Raw genomic sequence first — 17,565 nt, 5'->3', positions numbered from 1 at the left:
TACTTCGTTATATAAAATATATCACATCTCGATATAAAATACAAGAAAAAAGACCGCCCTCAGGCAATCTTTCTTCTATATTAGTAAAGGTCTAAATAGTTATCAACTTCCCATTGTGACACAAAGGTTGCATAGCTAGCCCACTCGATACGCTTAGCTTCAAGGAAACTAGTGTAGATGTGATCTCCGAGGGCAGCCTTAACTACTTCGTCCTCAGTCAAAGCTTTCAAAGCGTTGTGAAGCGTTGATGGAAGGTCTGTGATTCCAGCTTCCTTACGCTCTTCAGCTGTCATGATGTAAATGTTTTCTTCGATAGGAGCTGGCGCTTCGATTTTATTTTCAATACCATGCAAACCAACTTCCAAAAGAACTGCCATCGCGATGTATGGGTTTGCCATTGGATCCACTGAGCGCAACTCAAGACGGGTTCCCATACCACGTGAAGCAGGTACGCGCACAAGTGGCGAACGGTTACGACCAGCCCAGGCAATATAAACAGGCGCTTCATAACCTGGAACCAAACGTTTGTATGAGTTAACCGTTGGGTTCATGATGGCAGTATAGTTATAGGCATGCTTGATCAGACCACCAAGGAAATGGTAGGCCGTTTCTGACAACTGCATTCCTTTCGGATCATTTGGATCAAAGAAGGCATTATTTCCTTCTGCATCAAACAAGGACATATTGCAGTGCATACCTGATCCAGCGATACCAAATTTTGGTTTTGCCATAAAGGTTGCGTAAAGACCGTGTTTACGAGCAATGCTTTTTACAACGAGCTTAAAGATTTGAATCTTGTCACAGGCACGGAGGACTTCATCATACTTGAAGTCAATTTCATGTTGTCCAACCGCAACCTCGTGGTGACTCGCTTCTACTTCAAATCCCATTTTGGTCAAGACATTAACAATTTCACGACGCGTATTGTCTGCAAGGTCAGTAGGGGCCAAGTCGAAGTAACCACCCTTGTCATTTACCTCAAGAGTTGGATCGCCATTTTCATCTAGCTTAAATAGGAAGAATTCTGGTTCTGGACCAAGGTTGAAGGATTTGAATCCTACTTCTTCCATGTGACGAAGTGCACGTTTGAGATTACCACGAGGGTCACCTGCAAATGGTTCACCTTCTGTTGTATAGACATCACAGATCAAACCTGCAACACTTCCATTTTCATCTCCCCAAGGGAAGACTGTCCATGTATCCAAGTCTGGGTACAAGTACATATCTGACTCATTGATACGTACAAAACCTTCAATAGAAGATCCATCAAACATAGCTTTGTTTGACAAGACCTTGTCTAACTGTTCATCTGTAGCAGGAATTTCGACGTTTTTCATAGTTCCCAGGATATCTGAAAACATGAGACGGATAAAGGTAACATTTTTTTCCTTGACTTCACGACGAATATCTGCAGCTGTGATTGGCATGAGTTTTCTCCTTAATGTATGACTACTTGCGATTGCCTAACCGCGACCAAAAGGCGACTGTGCTGAAGCAAAGCGTCCCTGTTGGAGGAGCTCATTATGAAGCGCACGACGCACCTCCGTTGGGCTCACTGCTTTCTTGGATTTCGCCTCACGTTCAGCATATTTTTTCTTAATAGCAGCAATATTGAAACCTTCAGAGATATAATCTTTGATTTCAAGCAAACGATCCATGTCATTCAAAGAATACATGCGACGGTTCCCTTCGTTTCGATCAGGCTTTATCAACTCTTGATCCTCATAATAACGAATCTGACGCGCCGAGAGATCGGTTAATTTCATAACACTGCCAATAGGAAAAACAGCCATATTTCGGCGAAATTCTCTTTCCTTCATTTACAATTTCCTTCTTTCTGTCTATTATAGTCTAAAAAAACACATACGTCAATTGATAATGTCATAAAATGTAACATTATTTTCTTTTTTTCTCCAAAAGATTTCTGAAACGATCAATATCATAATTTACGAGTATGGCCACAAAAACACCCATAAAAGTTTCAAATACACGCGCAAACACGTACAAAAATGTTTCTCCGCTTGGTATTGATAGGGTAATGATCAACATAGCCGCTACACCACCGATAACTCCTGCCTTGTTGTTCATAGCAACATTTGTCATAATGGTTAACATGGTACATATTGGAACAACCAGCAAGGTCACCCAAAAGGCTTCTTGAAATAGAGTGTTTAAGAGGAAGAAAACAAGGGCGTAGAAACCTCCGATACTGTTTCCTAGAATGCGTGATGTTCCAAAATGAACACTCTTATCAAAACTCTCTCTCAAACTAAAGACTGCTGTCAAAGCCCCAATTTGAAGTCCCTTCCAACCAAAAAAACCAAAAATCAAGAGAACTAGAAAAACAGCAATTCCGGTTTTAAAGGTTCGTAGACCAAGCTTGAACTGTGACTTATCAAATTTATATTTTTTAAAATAACCCATAATCTCAACTTTCTATTTCCATTTTATCATAAATTAGTTGATTTTATGAGCCAAAATCAATCGGAAACGTTTTTAATTCAAGCTACAAGAAAAAGAGGAAACAAAGTTCCTCTTTTCATCATTTCATTTACGAAAGCTTATTTTTCTGTAAGTGCAGCCAATCCTGGCAATACTTTACCTTCAAGAAGTTCCATTGATGCTCCACCACCAGTAGAGATCCATGAGAACTTGTCTGCACGACCAAGGTTGATAGCTGCGGCAGCTGAGTCACCACCACCGATGATTGATTTCACGCCTGGTTGTTTCACGATAGCGTCCATGACACCGATTGTACCAGCTTGGAAGTCAGGGTTTTCAAATACACCCATTGGTCCATTCCATACAACTGTTTTGGCACCAGTCAAAGCTTCGTCAAATTTAGCGATAGATTTAGGACCGATATCCAAACCAAGGAAGCCTGGGTCTACTGCTTCACCTTCAGTATCTTTTACTTCAGTGTAGTCAGCAAATGCGTTTGCTTCTTTTGAGTCAACTGGCAAGATCAATTTGCCGTTTGCTTTTTCAAGAAGAGCTTTGGCAACATCCAATTTGTCTTCTTCTACAAGTGAGTTACCGATTTCGATACCCTGTGCTTTGTAGAATGTGTAAGTCATACCACCACCGATAAGGACTTTATCAGCTTTTTCAAGCAAGTTTTCGATAACACCGATCTTGTCTGAAACTTTTGAACCACCAAGGATAGCCACGAATGGACGTTCTGGAGCTTCAACTGCTTCTTGGATGTAGGCAATTTCGTTTTCAAGAAGGAAACCAGCAACTGCTTTTTCAACGTTTGCTGAGATACCAACGTTTGATGCGTGTGCACGGTGTGCTGTACCAAATGCATCGTTTACGAAGATACCATCTCCAAGTGATGCCCAGTATTTACCAAGTTCAGGGTCGTTTTTAGATTCTTTCTTGCCGTCAACATCTTCGTAACGAGTGTTTTCAACCAAGAGAACTTGTCCATCTTCAAGAGCGTTGATTGCTGCTTCCAATTCAGCACCACGAGTGACTCCTGGAAGGAAAGCAACGTCTTGACCCAATTTAGCAGCCAAATCAGCAGCTACAGGAGCAAGTGATTTACCAGCCTTGTCTGCTTCTTCTTTTACACGGCCAAGGTGAGAGAAGAGGATAGCACGTCCACCTTGTTCAAGGATGTACTTGATAGTTGGAAGAGCTGCAGTGATACGGTTGTCGTTGGTAATCACGCCATCTTTTACAGGTACGTTGAAGTCAACACGAACGAGAACTTTTTTCCCTTTCAATTCAACGTCTTTAACAGTCAATTTTGCCATTAGATATGACTCCTTCTTTTTTTATACGTGTTAATTATATCACAAAATCAGCAAAAGAGATAGAAAAAGCCTAAACTTTTCGAGTTCTTTATTTCTGTAAAAATTGCTTCACCTATCTATAGACTTTATTTTAACAAGCTTTATTTCTATTCCTAAAAATAGTAGAAAAAGTAGAGACTATGGTAATATTTAGAATTGTAAAATTTACTTAATCAAACCTAGTATCTAATTTAAAAAATATTGTTTTAGCCATACAAAAGACTAGCATCTAATTCATTTTCAGACTACTTTCTTGAACTTTTAAAGAGTCGTTTCGTTTAAATTTTCTTAAATACATCATTCCTTATTCTCCCATTTCTTACTATCTCTCCTTAATTTAAAAAGATCAGATCCTTTCAATTCTATCTTCTTGTTTTCAAGGTTAATAAAAACTAAAAGAAATAATATTTTTTTATCCAGGTTCCATAAACTGAAAAAGAGGTAATTTACACCCCTTTTTCAGTTTAATATATTTCCTAAAATATGCTCTACTTTTTCTCTATTTTCAGCTAGCATCAAATCATTCCAAATATCTAATCGTTTTACATCATCATTAACATTTAATCTCAAGTGGATTTCAAAAATATTTGTCCAAAATCTAGTTTTATTATCACGATTCGAACTTAAATCAAATTTCTTGATCTTTCCAATATTAATTAACTTAGTAATATTATGAGCTATATATTTGTCGATAGATAAATTTGATGTGAAAAATTCATCGATTTTTGAAGCAAAATTCCTTAAATTTGTCATCATTGATAAAGTCTCTTTGAAAGTTGGAACATCATGAGCTTCATAATGATTTATTAACTTTTCAATATCCAAATTACAGTATGAGGTTAGGAAATCTTGACTATATTTCCTCAATTCACCTTTCAAAGCACCAGATAATGATTCCTTAGAATTATGAATTAATTTATTTCGCCAAAATATTGACACAATAAAGAGAAAATACTCTTTATTTTTAAGGTCAGGAAAGTGTTCAATTAAAACCTCAATTTTCCTAAACAAAGACTTACCAGAATACACTTCACTCAAATTACTAACAGGCTCACTCTGAAGTGGTAGAACTTGATCTAATATAAAATCAGATAAATAGGCTTCAAATGCCGAAATAGAATAAACTAATGACGATTTCTGAATAAAAAATTTCGATTCTATTTTAGTACTATCGATGCTTTTTGGATTCCACGACGTACTCAAATCTTCTGGCTTGTCATCAGTTGACTTAATTAAACTTATCCCAACGTAAGCAGTGATAAAAAACTGATTTTCTCTACCATGATTTTTTTTGTACTTTTTATAATTTATTGATTCGAACTTCATATTGATTACGACTTTCTATAAGCATCCCGAGACTCGAACTCGGATTCCAGGCTTTAAGATTCAATAAATGAACAGTTAAATGCCCATGGGTTACCTATTACCCCAGATGCTTATACATATTCTAGCATTTTCAACAATTAATTACAAGAATAAAATAAGTAAAGCAAACAAATCTTTTTGGGTAATTTATTTTAGCGCATGCCATATATTATATAAAAACAGTTCTAATATAAATTTTTGTTAGTTTCTTAATAGTTCCTGAAATACGTACCTTTTATTTATAATTTAGATATAAGTAAAAGCCAAAAATATTTCAATTCCCAATTTGTAAAATTAAGTGCACAATTTTACTGAAATTTCATGGTATCAAATAAACTGATTAAAGTCCAGAAATATGACCGGACTAAATTTGGAGGTTATGTTACTAAAAAACACTTTATGATGGCTTACAAGCTATTCAGTCTAAATTCAGAAAACATTGGGATGAAAGGATGCAAAAAGCAACAACTATTTTTTAGCTGTTGCTTCTTGAAACGATTTCTTTCTAATCTCAGCTTAAGAAATACTATCTATTCTTAATCTTCTCTCTTTTTCAAAGCTACAAGTCCATAGCTACCCATCACTCCGAGAAGTCCCAGCGCTACTAGACTAGCATCTGTTTCTACTCCTGTATTTGGCAGTTGTTTGCTTGTTGCTTCACCTTTGATAGGCACTTCTGCAGTTGGAGCATTTGTACTTGGTGTAGCTGGAAGTCCCTTTTGCTCTTTAGAGAGGGTAGCATCATGAGGTTTATCTGGTCTTGGCGCCACTTCTTTTGTTCCAACTTCTGTGATTTCTGGGATAGCTTCTTTGAGAACTTCTGTTGAGCGAAGAGTGCGATTGCCTTGGGCATCTACTTCTACCAATTGACGAGCTTGACCCTCCACACCTGCTTGAACTAGCTGGCGTTGACCTTTAAGAAGGGCTGGTTTTTCACGTTCTTGACGCTCAAAGGCAACTGTCTCCTCTTCAATTTCAAGAGTTGGTTTTTCGTGAACTAAATCTCTCACACCCTCAGCTGGTTGGTTACTTGACAGAACTTTTGTTCCAATTTCAACAATTTCTGGAAGAGCTTCTTTCAGGACTTCAGTCGAACGAAGGGTGCGTTTGCCTTGGGCATCTACTTCTACTAGACGACGAATTTGCCCTTCTTCTCCTTTTTGGACAAGTTGACGTTGTCCTTTTAGAAGGCTTGCATTTGGTCGTTCTTGACGTTCAAAGGCTGTTGTTTCAGTTTCAACAACTAGTTCAGGGAGGGCTTCAACAGTTGGCGTCACTTCATTTGGATCCATGCTACCAACGTGGTGACTTTCTTCTGCAGGAGCTAGTTTCTTATTCAGCTTTTCTTTCATGTCCGCAAAAGCTTGTGGAGTTGGTGTTTGTGAAGATAATAAAGCTTCAGCTTGGGCAATCAATTCAGCTTGAGAATCTTTTTCACGGACAGATTCGAGCAAGCCTTCCAATTCTTCTCTAGCAGTTTGATAACGTTGATTTCCATCCAAGGCTGTCCCTGCTTGTTTCAACTCATTCAAAGCCCGATTGACTTCTTCTTGGCTAGCATTATGGTTTTCTGCTACAGCTTTCGCTGCATTGAGCTTCTCTACTAGTGCTGCTTGTTTGTCCTCGCTTGAGAAGGTGTAGGCAAGGGTTGACTGACGGCCTTGGGCAGCAGTAATTTCTTGTTTGAGGTACTCGTCGTTGACAGCTGCTTTTGGAGAAACCAAGACATTGAACTCAGCAGTATGTCCCTTGTAATGCAAGGTCAAGGTCTGGCGTCCAGTCTTCTGAGCATCATAGCCCGTGATTTCAACACCTTGGTCCGTAAAGGCATGGCTTTCTTCTGTCTCATCATCATAGAGAACACCGAAGCGACCTTCAGAGAGATCCAGTTGCTCTCCTACTAGATAGTCTGTTTTTGGTTTCTTAGTAATGTACAAACCTGCTACTTCCTTTGGTTTTCCTTCATCTTGACCAGTCACTTGTACTTTTAAGTCACCAGTAACCGAAAGTCCAAGGTAGCTGACTGTGAGCTTTTGTTCCCCTTTTTGATGAGCGTCGTATCCAGAAACAGTCACACCTGAGTGAGTAAGGTTAATCAGCTCATCGGCTTGTCCCCCTTCGTACTGAACACGGAGGGTTCCGCCTCTGAGGTCAAGTTTTTCTCCCTCTTTGTAAACTATCTTCTTAGGTCCTTTTTCAAGGCTAACTGCAGCAATTTTTCTCTCATCCTGCGGAATCGCTACAGCCAAGGTGTTACTGATTTCTTTGCCAGGTAGTTGGGTACGATAGTAGAGGAGAGTTGGTTGCTTGTCAAAGCCCAATGGTGCTGTTGCCAAGTCGCCTCCAGTTTCAGACTTCAAGGTTGCAATTGGTGTTTGTGAATCTGCCTTGTCGTAAACGGTGATAGTTGCACCCGCTGGAACATCAGAGAAACCAAGTTGAACTTGGTGGTTTCCAAGTGAACGGGCAGCTACCTTAGCCATTGGAATATTTTGACTTTCTGTGTCCAAGGTTTCGTACATCTTCCAGTTGTAGATACGAATGGCCTTCCAAGGTGTCCCATTATCTGAAGTGATAACTTTTAGGCGCCAGTCTTGGGCAGTGATTGGTTTGTCAAGAGTGATATCTGTCACGTGTGCTTTGTTGCCACGGACTTCCTTAGCTAGTTTCCACTCACCATCTGTATCCTTGTAGTAAAGATCAAAGTCCTTGGTGTTCATCAAACCATCGTTGACAGACTCACCACCAGCTCCCGCATGATCCATGACCCATCTAACAACGGTACGTGACTTGGTCAAACGAATATCCACACTACCGCTCAACTGAGCTGAAGACCACTTGTCTGACAGACTTGTAATCGTACCATTCAACATGCCTTCGATGCCTTCCCCGCCTTCAGTATTCGGGAAAGTGCTACCAATAACCGTTGCCCCTGGAACAATATTTTCAGCCAAAGGTCTTGGGAGAGTTGTATCCTGAACAGTCATGCCCCAGTTGAATGACGCAGTTGCAGCCTCAGAACGGAGTCCATTTTTACCAACTGCAACGACTTTCAATTCCTGAGTCGTACCAGTCGCATTAGCAGAACGGCTAACTTTTGGCAAGTAGATGGTTGAAGCAGATGAACCCGTCAACAAACGCCAGTTGTCACCGTCTTTTTCATAGACTTCATAGAAATCTGCATCTTGGTTACCCGTAAATTGAACAACTGCTTCAGCTTCTTGAGCATTCTTAAGAGATTGTTTCACTACTGAGAGACCTGTAGGTGCTTGTGGCGCTTGGTGATTGTCCGAGATAGTTAATTGTCCTAGGTTGAACTGGTAATCTTTTACAGAACCTTCATGCTCGAAGAAGAGTTTGACTGCATAGATGGTTTTTCCAGCTAGTGAGCTAAGGTCAAATTCTTCATTCTTCCAGTCATCAGAGAGAGTCAGTTCTTTCCATGCAGCTGCATCCTCAAATTTGTAGTCTGGAGTCGTAGAGAAGGCCATATAAACTTTAGAGCCTTTTCCTCCCTTGTGGGCAACCCGAAGTTTGGTGTTTTCAGTTACTTCTAGTTTGGTAGAATACAAATTCACATCCTGGTCCGTCTTACCAGCTACATCACCTGAGAATTTAAGGGAGTTACCTCCATTATAGGCATCTGTAAAGTCATATTCTGCACGAAGTTTTTCCCCCGTTGAAGTCTGCCACCAGCGCCATGTTGGCAAGACACCTGAAACCGAACGGTAGTTCCACTCAGAATCCTTAGAAACTTTACCGTCTACAAACCACTTTCTACCATGGCCTGTATTAAAAGAGGTCGTGAAGGTTCGGCCAACTGCTGGTGTGCGGTCAGCAACTAAATTGGCAATCCCATACCACTCTTTGTCAGCTGGTTTTTGAGCCGTTGGATCTCCTTGGTAGCCTGTGAAGAAGATATCTTCGTTCTTGTGGTAGTCTTCGCCTGTTTTTCCTAGACTGGTAATCGTATCTGGTGCAAAAAGTCCAAGTGACAAACGCAACTTGCCTTTTTCATCTAAGAGGGCATCCCATTTGACTTTGGTCTTATAAGAGCCACCTTGTTGCAATTCCAAGCCTGCAAAGACATCATACTGGCTACGTTCTAGCCATTTTGCCATCTCTACGGAGTGGTCATTCTTTTCCTTGTTCCAGTTGAAATTGGCAAAAAATTGATCTGCAGGGACTTTGTCTCCTTCTTTTTGCATGAACTGGTAGTTGTAATCACCTAGACCATCTTCGTGGTAACGACCATATTTGTAGGTCATGGCATCGTACCAAGCATACTTGATTGGGTGGTTGACCTTAGCTGCATATTCTTTTGTATAGAGCATGAATTGGCGCATTTTTTCACCAAGAGGTGCTACCAATTCCCCCGTTGTTTCCTGATTAATGAAATATCCATCAAAGCCATAGTACTTAGCAAGATCGACAAGTTTCCGTGCGATAGGGAAGGTGCCATCTGCATCTTGTTTCAAGGCAGCTGCAAATTTCTCTTGGTCGGCAATGCTATTTGACCAGTTGAAAAAGAGTGTTCCATAAACGGGAACTCCGTTGCGGTGACCGGCATCAATGACATCTGGAGTTGGAACTAGACCTTCCCAGAAGACCATTGAATCCAAGTATTGCCAGTAATCAAAAGCGTAGGCCTTGAATTCCTCACCACCGACAGAAGCGTGGTCTTTAGCTTTTGAGTTGGTATTTGCTAGAGCTTGAACCTTGGCTCTTCTGCTTGCTTTTTCATTAACCAACTGGCCTCTATGGCGCTTGGCGAGTTCAACTGATGAACGGTTAATGGGATCATCCTCACGCGCACCCGGTTCCCATTTCAACAAATCCTCCCAAGTATCAAATTTGATTTCTTTTGGTCGGAGACTCTTTTCTTCATTTTTAGGAACGTCTGCTAGAGTCGGTTTGTCGGCTTTCTTCTCAGTCACTTGAGGAGCTTCCGCTGGTTTGACTTCTTCTTTTTCAGTTGGTTGAGCAGGTTTTTCAGTTTTATCTGTCAGAGCTGGCTTCGCTTCTTCTTTTTCATTAACCAGATCCGTTATTGCTGGAGTGTTTTCTGAAATTGGTTGCTCAGCTACTTTGTTTTCAGTTTCCTCTAATTGTTTTTCGAGAGCTGCAGTATCTGGATTAGTTGTCTCACTAGTACTTGTCGCTTGAGCGCTCGTATTTGCAGCTGTTTCAGGGACTGCGACTTGTTCGGCAAGAGCTGGACTCACAAATAGAGCTGAACCAATCATCAAGGAACAAGCCCCGATTGACAGCTTACGAATACTGTAACGGCAACGTTTTTCAAAAAATAGATTTTTCATCTTATCCTCCTAATAAAATATAAAGTAAGCGCTTTACTTTTTGATAAAAAGTAACTGTTCTCAGTGCACACTACCAGAACAGAATCATCTTCATTTTATCCTATATGAAAGCGATGTCAATCTATTTAACATAAAAACTATAACTAGGATAATAATCAGTAAAATTTGGACACAATCCTATAAATCATCTATCTTAAAGGGAATCTATCTCTCATTTTGAAAGAAAGTTCTTGTTTCTTATGAAAATTTCAGCTAAACACTTGTGAGATTTACTTTTATCCTTTAAAATAGAATAGGAGAAATTCCGTTATTATTTTTCGGAGGAAAAAGAAATGTCCATTAATTGGCAGGAAATTTTATTTCACTTTTTAGGAGGTCTAGGACTATTTTTATACAGTATCAAGACCATGGGAGACGGTTTGCAACAAGCTGCTGGAGATCGCCTTCGTTTTTACATTGACAAGTACACTAGCAATCCCTTTTTAGGCGTTCTAGTCGGAATCGTCGTGACTGCCCTGATTCAGTCAAGTACGGGGGTTACAGTTATCACGGTCGGACTGGTCAGCGCTAGTCTTCTCACTCTTAGACAGGCTATCGGAATTATCATGGGAGCCAACATCGGAACCACTGTTACTTCCTTTATCATCGGTTTCAAACTAGGCGAGTATGCTTTACCCTTGATTTTCCTTGGAACCATGTTCCTCTTCTTCACAAAAAACAGAACAGCAAACAATATCGGGCGCATCCTGTTTGGTGTAGGGGGAATCTTCTACGCTCTCAACCTCATCAGTGCCGGGATGAGTCCACTTAAAGATTTACCACAATTCAAGGAATATATGGTAACCTTGGGACAAAATCCTATTTTAGGAGTGGTAGCTGGTGCAGTGATTACCGTCCTCATCCAGGCATCTTCTGCAACTATCGGGATTTTGCAAGGTCTCTATGCAGGTGGGTTCCTTGACCTTAAAGGTTCACTACCAGTTCTTTTCGGAGATAATATCGGGACAACCCTAACAGTTATCATTGCGGCAGCTGGAGCCAATGTCTCTGCAAAGCGCGTTGCGGCAACCCACGTTACCTTTAACGTTTTAGGGACTATTCTTTGCTTAATCTTATTAGGCCCCTTTACTGCTATGATCGAGTACTTCCAGGCACTCCTTCACCTCTCACCTGAGATGACCATCGCCTTCTCGCACGGTGCCTTTAACGTAAGTAACACCATTGTACAATTTCCATTCATCGGAGCCTTGGCCTACTTTGTAACCAAGCTCATCCCTGGTGAAGACGAGGTTGTCAAGTACGAGCCCCTTTATCTCGACGAGCAACTTATCCAGCAATCTCCTTCTATAGCTCTAGGAAATGCCAAAAAAGAACTCTTGCACTTGGGGAACTATGCAGCCAAAGCTTTTGACCTTTCTTATACCTATATCATCGGTTTGGATGAAAAGGTAGCTGAAAAAGGACACAAGACAGAGGAAGCCATCAATACCATCGATGAAAAACTCACTCGTTACCTCATCAGACTCTCAAGCGAATCCTTGAGTCAAAAGGAAAGTGAAGTCTTGACTAACATCCTTGATTCATCTCGTGATTTGGAACGGATTGGGGACCACGCAGAAGGCTTGCTCAACCTAACAGACTACCTCCAACGTAAGAATGTTCAATTTTCTGATGCTGCTTTAGAGGAATTAGCTGAGATTTATCAAGCAACAACTGCATTTATCAAGGATGCCCTTGATAGTGTGGAAAACAATGATATTGAAAAAGCTCAGAGTCTGATTGAACGTCATAAAGAAATCAACAATATGGAACGCGTTCTCAGAAAGACCCACATCAAACGCCTTAACAAGGGTGAGTGTTCTACACAAGCTGGAGTCAACTTTATCGACATCATTTCCCACTACACTCGTGTATCTGACCACGCTATGAACCTAGCTGAAAAGGTCATCACTGAACAAATCTAATAACCAAAAAGCTATCCTGAATGGGGTGACTTTTTTCTTCTCCTCATCAATAACTTCGTTAATCATAACCACCCGTCTAACGGGTGGTTTGCACCAGGGCTATAAGCCCAAATTACCAGCCAGCGCCTAAAGACGCTGGCTTTCACGTTGTTCAAGCCTCATTGCTCTTGACTCTTCACAAACCTCTCAAAGAGGTGTTCGCATTACTTACCACTATCCCTAAAGGGATCCTCATATTCTTTTACACTTAATTTATCCAATGATATATCATGCTTTTCCTGCTCTTGAATATATTTCTTAATTGTGGCTTCATTAAGTCCCACTGTACTCACATAATAACCTTCTGCCCAGAAATGCCGATTTCCAAACTTGTACTTGAGATTAGCGTGTTTATCAAACATCATGAGTGCACTTTTACCTTTTAAATACCCCATGAAACTTGAAACACTTATCCTCGGTGGAATACTGACTAACATATGTACATGATCAGGCATTAAGTGACCTTCGATGATCTCAACACCTTTATAACTACATAATCGGTGGAATATTTCTCCCAAACTACTTCGATATTGATTATAAATGACTTTTCGTCTATACTTAGGGCAGAACACAATGTGATATTTACACATCCACTTTGTGTGTGATAAACTATGTGCCTTTTGTGCCGTATTTTTCTCCTTTCGCTTTACAATTGGCTTGAACTCCTTTATTGTATCGCGTTTGGAGTTTTTTGGTATAACCTTCGACGCGCACCAGCATAGCGGGTGGTTTATTTGTCTCGCACCTTACGGAGCGAGACGGACTAAAAGTCACATAATAAAAAAACGCTTTGATTCACAATGGAATCAAAGCATTTTAAAGAGCTCTCCAAACATAATAGCAGAAACTGCAGTGCCTCTGTACTTGGCTTCTTCTCTTTTGATAAAGCGAGCCAAATTGATCAATTCAGGTGCTGGGTGTTTAGGATTGGTGAGCAATTCACGGGTGACCAGTCCTGAAAGTCGGACTGCTAGTAATTGCTCATTTGTAGTAGGTAGTTTTTTAGCAGTCTCTAGGAGAGCAGCAACTAAATCTTCACTCAAGCCCTGACGAGCATGGTTATAGAGATCTTTTATAAGGCTTTCTAGGTTTGGTTCTGCCATCCTGACCACCTCCCTTATGTTTAATAATTTTTAATCAAATCAACCGTTGAACGATCTAATTTTTTCACCAAGGCTTGTAAGAAAGCTTGGGCTTCTAAGAAGTCATCCATCGCGTAGAGAGTTTGGTGAGAATGGATATAACGGGCACAAACACCGATAGTTGTAGATGGGACACCACCATTTTTCAGATGAGCTGCTCCAGCGTCTGTTCCACCTTTTCCACAGTAGTATTGGTACTTAATACCAGCTTCTTCAGCCGTTGTCAAAAGGAAATCCTTCATACCTGGGAGGAGCAAGTGGCCTGGATCGTAGAAGCGAATCAATGTTCCATCCCCAATCTTGCCTTGGCCACCATAAACATCACCAGCAGGTGAACAGTCAACTGCCAGAAAAACTTCTGGGTCAAACTTAGTTGTAGAAGTATGAGCCCCACGAAGTCCAACTTCTTCTTGGACGTTTGAGCCAAGATAGAGTTCATTTCCGAGCTTTTGACCTGATAAAGCTTCAGCTAGCTCGCTTACCATGAGAACACCGTAGCGATTATCCCAAGCTTTTGAGATGATATTTTTTTCATTGGCTGTCAAGATAGCGGAACTATCAGGGACAATGGTGTCACCCGGACGGATGCCAAAACTTTCTGCTTCAGCCTTGTCTGCAAACCCACCATCAAAAATGATATCTGAAATAGCTGGCATAGTTGGCCCACCTGTTCCACGTGTCAAATGTGGAGGGACAGATCCTGAAATCACTGGGATTTCACGACCGTCGCGAGTAAAGAGTTTAAAGCGTTGGCTGCTGACCACCATAGGGTTCCAGCCACCGATTTCAACGACACGGAAAGTACCATCTGGCTTAATCTCGCTGACCATAAAACCAACTTCATCCATGTGAGAAGCGACTAAGACGCGTGGTGCATCCGCAGCTTCTGAATGTTTAATTCCGAAAATACCACCCAAGCCATCTGTCACCACTTCATCCACATGCGGTGTCAACTTTTCACGAAGATAAGCACGGACAGGCGCTTCATGACCTGAGATCGCAGCAAGTTCTGTTACTTCTTTGATTTTTGAAAATAATGTTGTCATATCAGTTCCTTCTTTCTGTCCTCCATTTTACCACTTTTTATAGGAGAAGGATAGTGGGAAGGTAGATTGGTTTTTACTAGTTTATCCTATAAAATAGAGGGGCAGATATTATTTCAGGAATTTCCTATTTTTACATTAAATTGTCAGAAAATTTATTGACAGATTAAAAAATCGTGTTACATTATCTCCAAGGGTATTTTTATACCAAATCTACATGAAAGGATGGGGTATGAAACTCTCTCATATTTTAACAGGCTTACTTCTACTCCTGGTCTTTCTCTCCATTAGTATTGGAACCAGTGATTTTTCTTGGGAAAAATTCTTTGCTTTTGACCAACAGACTTGGCTTCTCTTTCAAGAGTCGCGTCTTCCAAGAACCATTAGCATTCTCCTTGCAGCCTCCAGTATGAGCATGGCAGGACTCCTCATGCAGACCATTACTCAAAATCAGTTTGCTGCTCCGAGTACAGTCGGAACGACAGAAGCCGCTAAACTGGGAATGGTGTTAAGCCTCTTTGTCTTTCCGTCTGCGAGTCTGACCCAAAAGATGCTCTTTGCTTTTGGCTCATCCATTTTATTTACCCTCTTCTTCCTTTCCTTTATGACTCTTTTTTCTATAAAGGAAAGGTGGATGTTGCCTCTGATTGGGATCATTTATAGCGGGATTATCGGTTCTATCACAGAAGTTATCGCCTATCGTTTCAATCTGGTTCAGAGTATGACGGCTTGGACCCAGGGTTCCTTCTACATGATTCAGACCCATCAGTATGAGTGGCTCTTCTTAAGCCTACTTATCCTAATTGCCGTTTGGAAATTGTCCCAAACCTTTACCATCATGAATCTAGGAAAAGAAACCAGCGAGAGTTTGGGGATTTCCTACTCCCTACTTGAAAAGCTAGCCCTCTTTCTGGTGGCGCTAACGACAAGTGTCACCATGATTACCGTGGGTGGCTTGCCCTTTCTCGGGGTCATCGTTCCCAATCTTGTTCGCAAGCGCTATGGAGATAATCTAAGTCAAACCAAACTGATCGTCGCACTGGTCGGCGCCAATCTGGTTCTGGTCTGCGATATCCTATCCCGAGTTCTGATTCATCCCTACGAGCTATCTGTCAGTCTCCTACTAGGAATCATCGGCAGCCTCGTCTTTATCCTGCTTCTATGGAGAGGGGGACAAAAGGATGCAGTCTAAAAGCAAACATACCAAGCTCTTCTGGCTTCTCATTATTCTGGCCATCGGAGCTTGTATCCTCTACTTTTGGCCTATCACTAACCTGTCTGCCTTTGCCTGGAAGCTGCGTTCCCAGAAAATCATCGTTTATCTCTTGGTAGCCATCGCGACAGGGATTTCGACCATTAGTTTTCAAACCCTGACGGAAAATCGCTTTCTGACGCCAAGTATTTTGGGTATCGAATCCTTCTATGTCCTGCTGCAGACCCTACTACTGATATTTGAAAGCAAATTTCTTCAGCTTGGGAAGTCTCCTGTCTTAGAATTTCTAGTCTTGCTTCTGCTTCAATCCCTCTTCTTTCTCGCCTTACAAGGCTACTTGAAGACGCTGATGAAGCAAGATCTGGTCTTCATTCTGCTAATCTGTCTAGCTCTCGGAAGTCTCTTTCGAAATATCAGTACCTTCCTCCAAGTCCTGATGGATCCAAATGAATACGATAAACTGCAGAACAGTCTCTTTGCCTCCTTTCAACATCTCAACACTTCCATCCTAGCCGTCGGTTCTTTGATCATCCTCGCTTTGACAATCTTTTTCTTTCGAAAAGCAGTCATTCTGGATGTCTTGCACCTGCAAAGAGAAACGGCTCAGATACTGGGACTCGATGTTGAAAAAGAACAGAGAGAACTCCTCTGGGGCATCGTGCTTTTGACCTCAACAGCGACTGCCTTGGTAGGGCCTATGGCCTTCTTCGGCTTTATGCTGGCCAATCTCACTTACCTGATTGTCAAAGATTATCGACACAAGTTGCTCTTTATCGTAGCCATTCTGATTGGATTTATTAGTTTGACCTTGGGGCAAGCCCTGATCGAACGAGTCTTTGCACTAGAAATTCGCATCAGCATGATTATCGAGAGTGTTGGAGGTATCTTATTCTTTATCTTACTTTACAGGAGGGCACGTCGGTGAAACTGGAAAGCATTGACAAATCCATTCAAAAACAGGATATTTTGCAAGACATTTCGCTTGAAGTCAGTCCTCAGAAACTGACAGCCTTCATTGGTCCAAATGGTGCTGGAAAATCAACTCTCCTCTCCATTATGAGCAGACTGACCAAGAAGGATCAAGGAATCCTCAGTATCAAAGGCCGTGAAATCGAGAGTTGGAATTCGCAAGAACTGGCCAAAGAGCTCACTATCCTAAAGCAGAAGATCAATTACCAAGCCAAATTGACTGTAGAAGAACTGGTCAGTTTTGGACGTTTTCCCTACAGCCGAGGACGTCTGAGAGCAGAAGACTGGGAAAAAATCCGAGAAACTCTGGACTATTTGGAACTGACCAACTTAAAAGACCGCTACATCGATAGCCTGTCTGGTGGACAGCTCCAACGTGTCTTTATCGCTATGGTACTGGCTCAGGATACGGACTTTATCTTGCTGGACGAACCGCTCAATAATCTCGATATTAAGCAAAGTGTCAGCATGATGCAGATCCTTCGGCGACTGGTGGAGGAACTTGGCAAAACCATTATCATCGTCCTCCACGATATCAACATGGCTAGCCAGTATGCGGATGAAATCGTTGCCTTTAAAGACGGTCAAGTCTTTTGCAAGGGAACGACTGCTCAAATCATGCAGGCTGACCTGCTCAGTCAACTTTATGAGATTCCCATCACGCTGGCTGATATCAATGGCAAAAAGATCTGTATCTATAGCTAGCTATTTT

At 41.3% G+C, this 17,565-nt stretch carries 13 protein-coding genes; 4 read left to right on the top strand and 9 right to left on the bottom strand.

What is annotated here, in order from left to right:
• Positions 1 to 80: 80 nt before the first annotated feature.
• From glnA to HMPREF0850_RS05990, 6 genes are all read right to left on the bottom strand, one after another.
• Positions 81 to 1,427: a type I glutamate--ammonia ligase gene (gene glnA / locus HMPREF0850_RS06015; protein ID WP_001122882.1), complete on the bottom strand. Its 1,347-nt coding sequence runs from the start codon at positions 1,425 to 1,427 to the stop codon at positions 81 to 83.
• A gap of 36 nt (positions 1,428 to 1,463) precedes the next feature.
• Positions 1,464 to 1,820, bottom strand: a complete 357-nt coding sequence (gene glnR / locus HMPREF0850_RS06010) for a transcriptional repressor GlnR (protein WP_000664331.1) — start codon at positions 1,818 to 1,820, stop codon at positions 1,464 to 1,466.
• 76 nt (positions 1,821 to 1,896) lie between these two features.
• The gene (locus HMPREF0850_RS06005; RefSeq protein ID WP_000540313.1) at positions 1,897 to 2,424 is read right to left on the bottom strand and encodes an FUSC family protein; all 528 of its coding nucleotides are present in this window, start codon (positions 2,422 to 2,424) and stop codon (positions 1,897 to 1,899) included.
• 137 nt (positions 2,425 to 2,561) lie between these two features.
• The gene (locus HMPREF0850_RS06000) at positions 2,562 to 3,761 is read right to left on the bottom strand and encodes a phosphoglycerate kinase (protein ID WP_001096778.1); all 1,200 of its coding nucleotides are present in this window, start codon (positions 3,759 to 3,761) and stop codon (positions 2,562 to 2,564) included.
• 498 nt (positions 3,762 to 4,259) lie between these two features.
• Positions 4,260 to 5,126: a hypothetical protein gene (locus HMPREF0850_RS05995; RefSeq protein WP_000667455.1), complete on the bottom strand. Its 867-nt coding sequence runs from the start codon at positions 5,124 to 5,126 to the stop codon at positions 4,260 to 4,262.
• A 575-nt stretch (positions 5,127 to 5,701) separates the two neighbouring features.
• Positions 5,702 to 10,483: an endo-beta-N-acetylglucosaminidase gene (locus HMPREF0850_RS05990; protein WP_000792777.1), complete on the bottom strand. Its 4,782-nt coding sequence runs from the start codon at positions 10,481 to 10,483 to the stop codon at positions 5,702 to 5,704.
• 332 nt (positions 10,484 to 10,815) lie between these two features.
• On the opposite strand from HMPREF0850_RS05990, the gene HMPREF0850_RS05985 reads away from it, so the two are divergent.
• A complete protein-coding gene (locus HMPREF0850_RS05985; RefSeq protein ID WP_000026663.1) occupies positions 10,816 to 12,447 on the top strand; it encodes a Na/Pi cotransporter family protein in 1,632 nt (543 codons plus the stop codon).
• 203 nt (positions 12,448 to 12,650) lie between these two features.
• Here HMPREF0850_RS05985 and tnpA read toward each other — a convergent pair whose 3' ends face one another.
• The 3 genes from tnpA to pepA all read right to left on the bottom strand — a co-directional run bounded on the left by tnpA (position 12,651) and on the right by pepA (position 14,674).
• Positions 12,651 to 13,076 (bottom strand): IS200/IS605 family transposase, encoded by a 426-nt coding sequence (gene tnpA / locus HMPREF0850_RS05980; protein ID WP_009013877.1) that lies wholly within the window; start codon positions 13,074 to 13,076, stop codon positions 12,651 to 12,653.
• A gap of 216 nt (positions 13,077 to 13,292) precedes the next feature.
• Positions 13,293 to 13,589: a bacteriocin immunity protein gene (locus tag HMPREF0850_RS05975; RefSeq protein ID WP_000840142.1), complete on the bottom strand. Its 297-nt coding sequence runs from the start codon at positions 13,587 to 13,589 to the stop codon at positions 13,293 to 13,295.
• Positions 13,590 to 13,609: 20 nt separating this feature from the next.
• On the bottom strand, positions 13,610 to 14,674 hold the full coding sequence (gene pepA / locus HMPREF0850_RS05970) for a glutamyl aminopeptidase (protein WP_000209165.1): 1,065 nt from the start codon (positions 14,672 to 14,674) through the stop codon (positions 13,610 to 13,612).
• Positions 14,675 to 14,903: 229 nt separating this feature from the next.
• Between pepA and HMPREF0850_RS05965 the strand changes: the two genes are divergently transcribed.
• From HMPREF0850_RS05965 to HMPREF0850_RS05955, 3 genes are read left to right on the top strand one after another with little or no spacing between them, the layout of a single operon-like run.
• Positions 14,904 to 15,863, top strand: a complete 960-nt coding sequence (locus HMPREF0850_RS05965) for an ABC transporter permease (RefSeq protein ID WP_000777212.1) — start codon at positions 14,904 to 14,906, stop codon at positions 15,861 to 15,863.
• Positions 15,853 to 16,809, top strand: a complete 957-nt coding sequence (locus HMPREF0850_RS05960; RefSeq protein ID WP_001190922.1) for an iron chelate uptake ABC transporter family permease subunit — start codon at positions 15,853 to 15,855, stop codon at positions 16,807 to 16,809. The genes HMPREF0850_RS05965 and HMPREF0850_RS05960 overlap by 11 nt, the downstream gene beginning before the upstream one ends.
• Positions 16,806 to 17,558, top strand: a complete 753-nt coding sequence (locus HMPREF0850_RS05955) for an iron ABC transporter ATP-binding protein (protein ID WP_000764510.1) — start codon at positions 16,806 to 16,808, stop codon at positions 17,556 to 17,558. Before HMPREF0850_RS05960 ends, HMPREF0850_RS05955 begins: the two co-directional genes overlap by 4 nt.
• Positions 17,559 to 17,565: the final 7 nt, after the last annotated feature.

This window comes from Streptococcus sp. M143 (assembly GCF_000162495.1).
In the GTDB taxonomy this organism is placed as follows: domain Bacteria; phylum Bacillota; class Bacilli; order Lactobacillales; family Streptococcaceae; genus Streptococcus; species Streptococcus dentisani.
This window is presented reverse-complemented; position numbering and strand designations above follow the sequence as displayed.

What these genes read in the sequence shown, in the direction of transcription:
- glnA (WP_001122882.1), bottom strand. Translation starts at nt 1,427, where the DNA reads ATGCCAATCACAGCTGCAGATATTCGTCGTGAAGTCAAGGAAAAAAAT.
- glnR (WP_000664331.1), bottom strand. Translation starts at nt 1,820, where the DNA reads ATGAAGGAAAGAGAATTTCGCCGAAATATGGCTGTTTTTCCTATTGGC.
- HMPREF0850_RS06005 (WP_000540313.1), bottom strand. Translation starts at nt 2,424, where the DNA reads ATGGGTTATTTTAAAAAATATAAATTTGATAAGTCACAGTTCAAGCTT.
- HMPREF0850_RS06000 (WP_001096778.1), bottom strand. Translation starts at nt 3,761, where the DNA reads ATGGCAAAATTGACTGTTAAAGACGTTGAATTGAAAGGGAAAAAAGTT.
- HMPREF0850_RS05995 (WP_000667455.1), bottom strand. Translation starts at nt 5,126, where the DNA reads ATGAAGTTCGAATCAATAAATTATAAAAAGTACAAAAAAAATCATGGT.
- HMPREF0850_RS05990 (WP_000792777.1), bottom strand. Translation starts at nt 10,483, where the DNA reads ATGAAAAATCTATTTTTTGAAAAACGTTGCCGTTACAGTATTCGTAAG.
- HMPREF0850_RS05985 (WP_000026663.1), top strand. Translation starts at nt 10,816, where the DNA reads ATGTCCATTAATTGGCAGGAAATTTTATTTCACTTTTTAGGAGGTCTA.
- tnpA (WP_009013877.1), bottom strand. Translation starts at nt 13,076, where the DNA reads ATGTGTAAATATCACATTGTGTTCTGCCCTAAGTATAGACGAAAAGTC.
- HMPREF0850_RS05975 (WP_000840142.1), bottom strand. Translation starts at nt 13,589, where the DNA reads ATGGCAGAACCAAACCTAGAAAGCCTTATAAAAGATCTCTATAACCAT.
- pepA (WP_000209165.1), bottom strand. Translation starts at nt 14,674, where the DNA reads ATGACAACATTATTTTCAAAAATCAAAGAAGTAACAGAACTTGCTGCG.
- HMPREF0850_RS05965 (WP_000777212.1), top strand. Translation starts at nt 14,904, where the DNA reads ATGAAACTCTCTCATATTTTAACAGGCTTACTTCTACTCCTGGTCTTT.
- HMPREF0850_RS05960 (WP_001190922.1), top strand. Translation starts at nt 15,853, where the DNA reads ATGCAGTCTAAAAGCAAACATACCAAGCTCTTCTGGCTTCTCATTATT.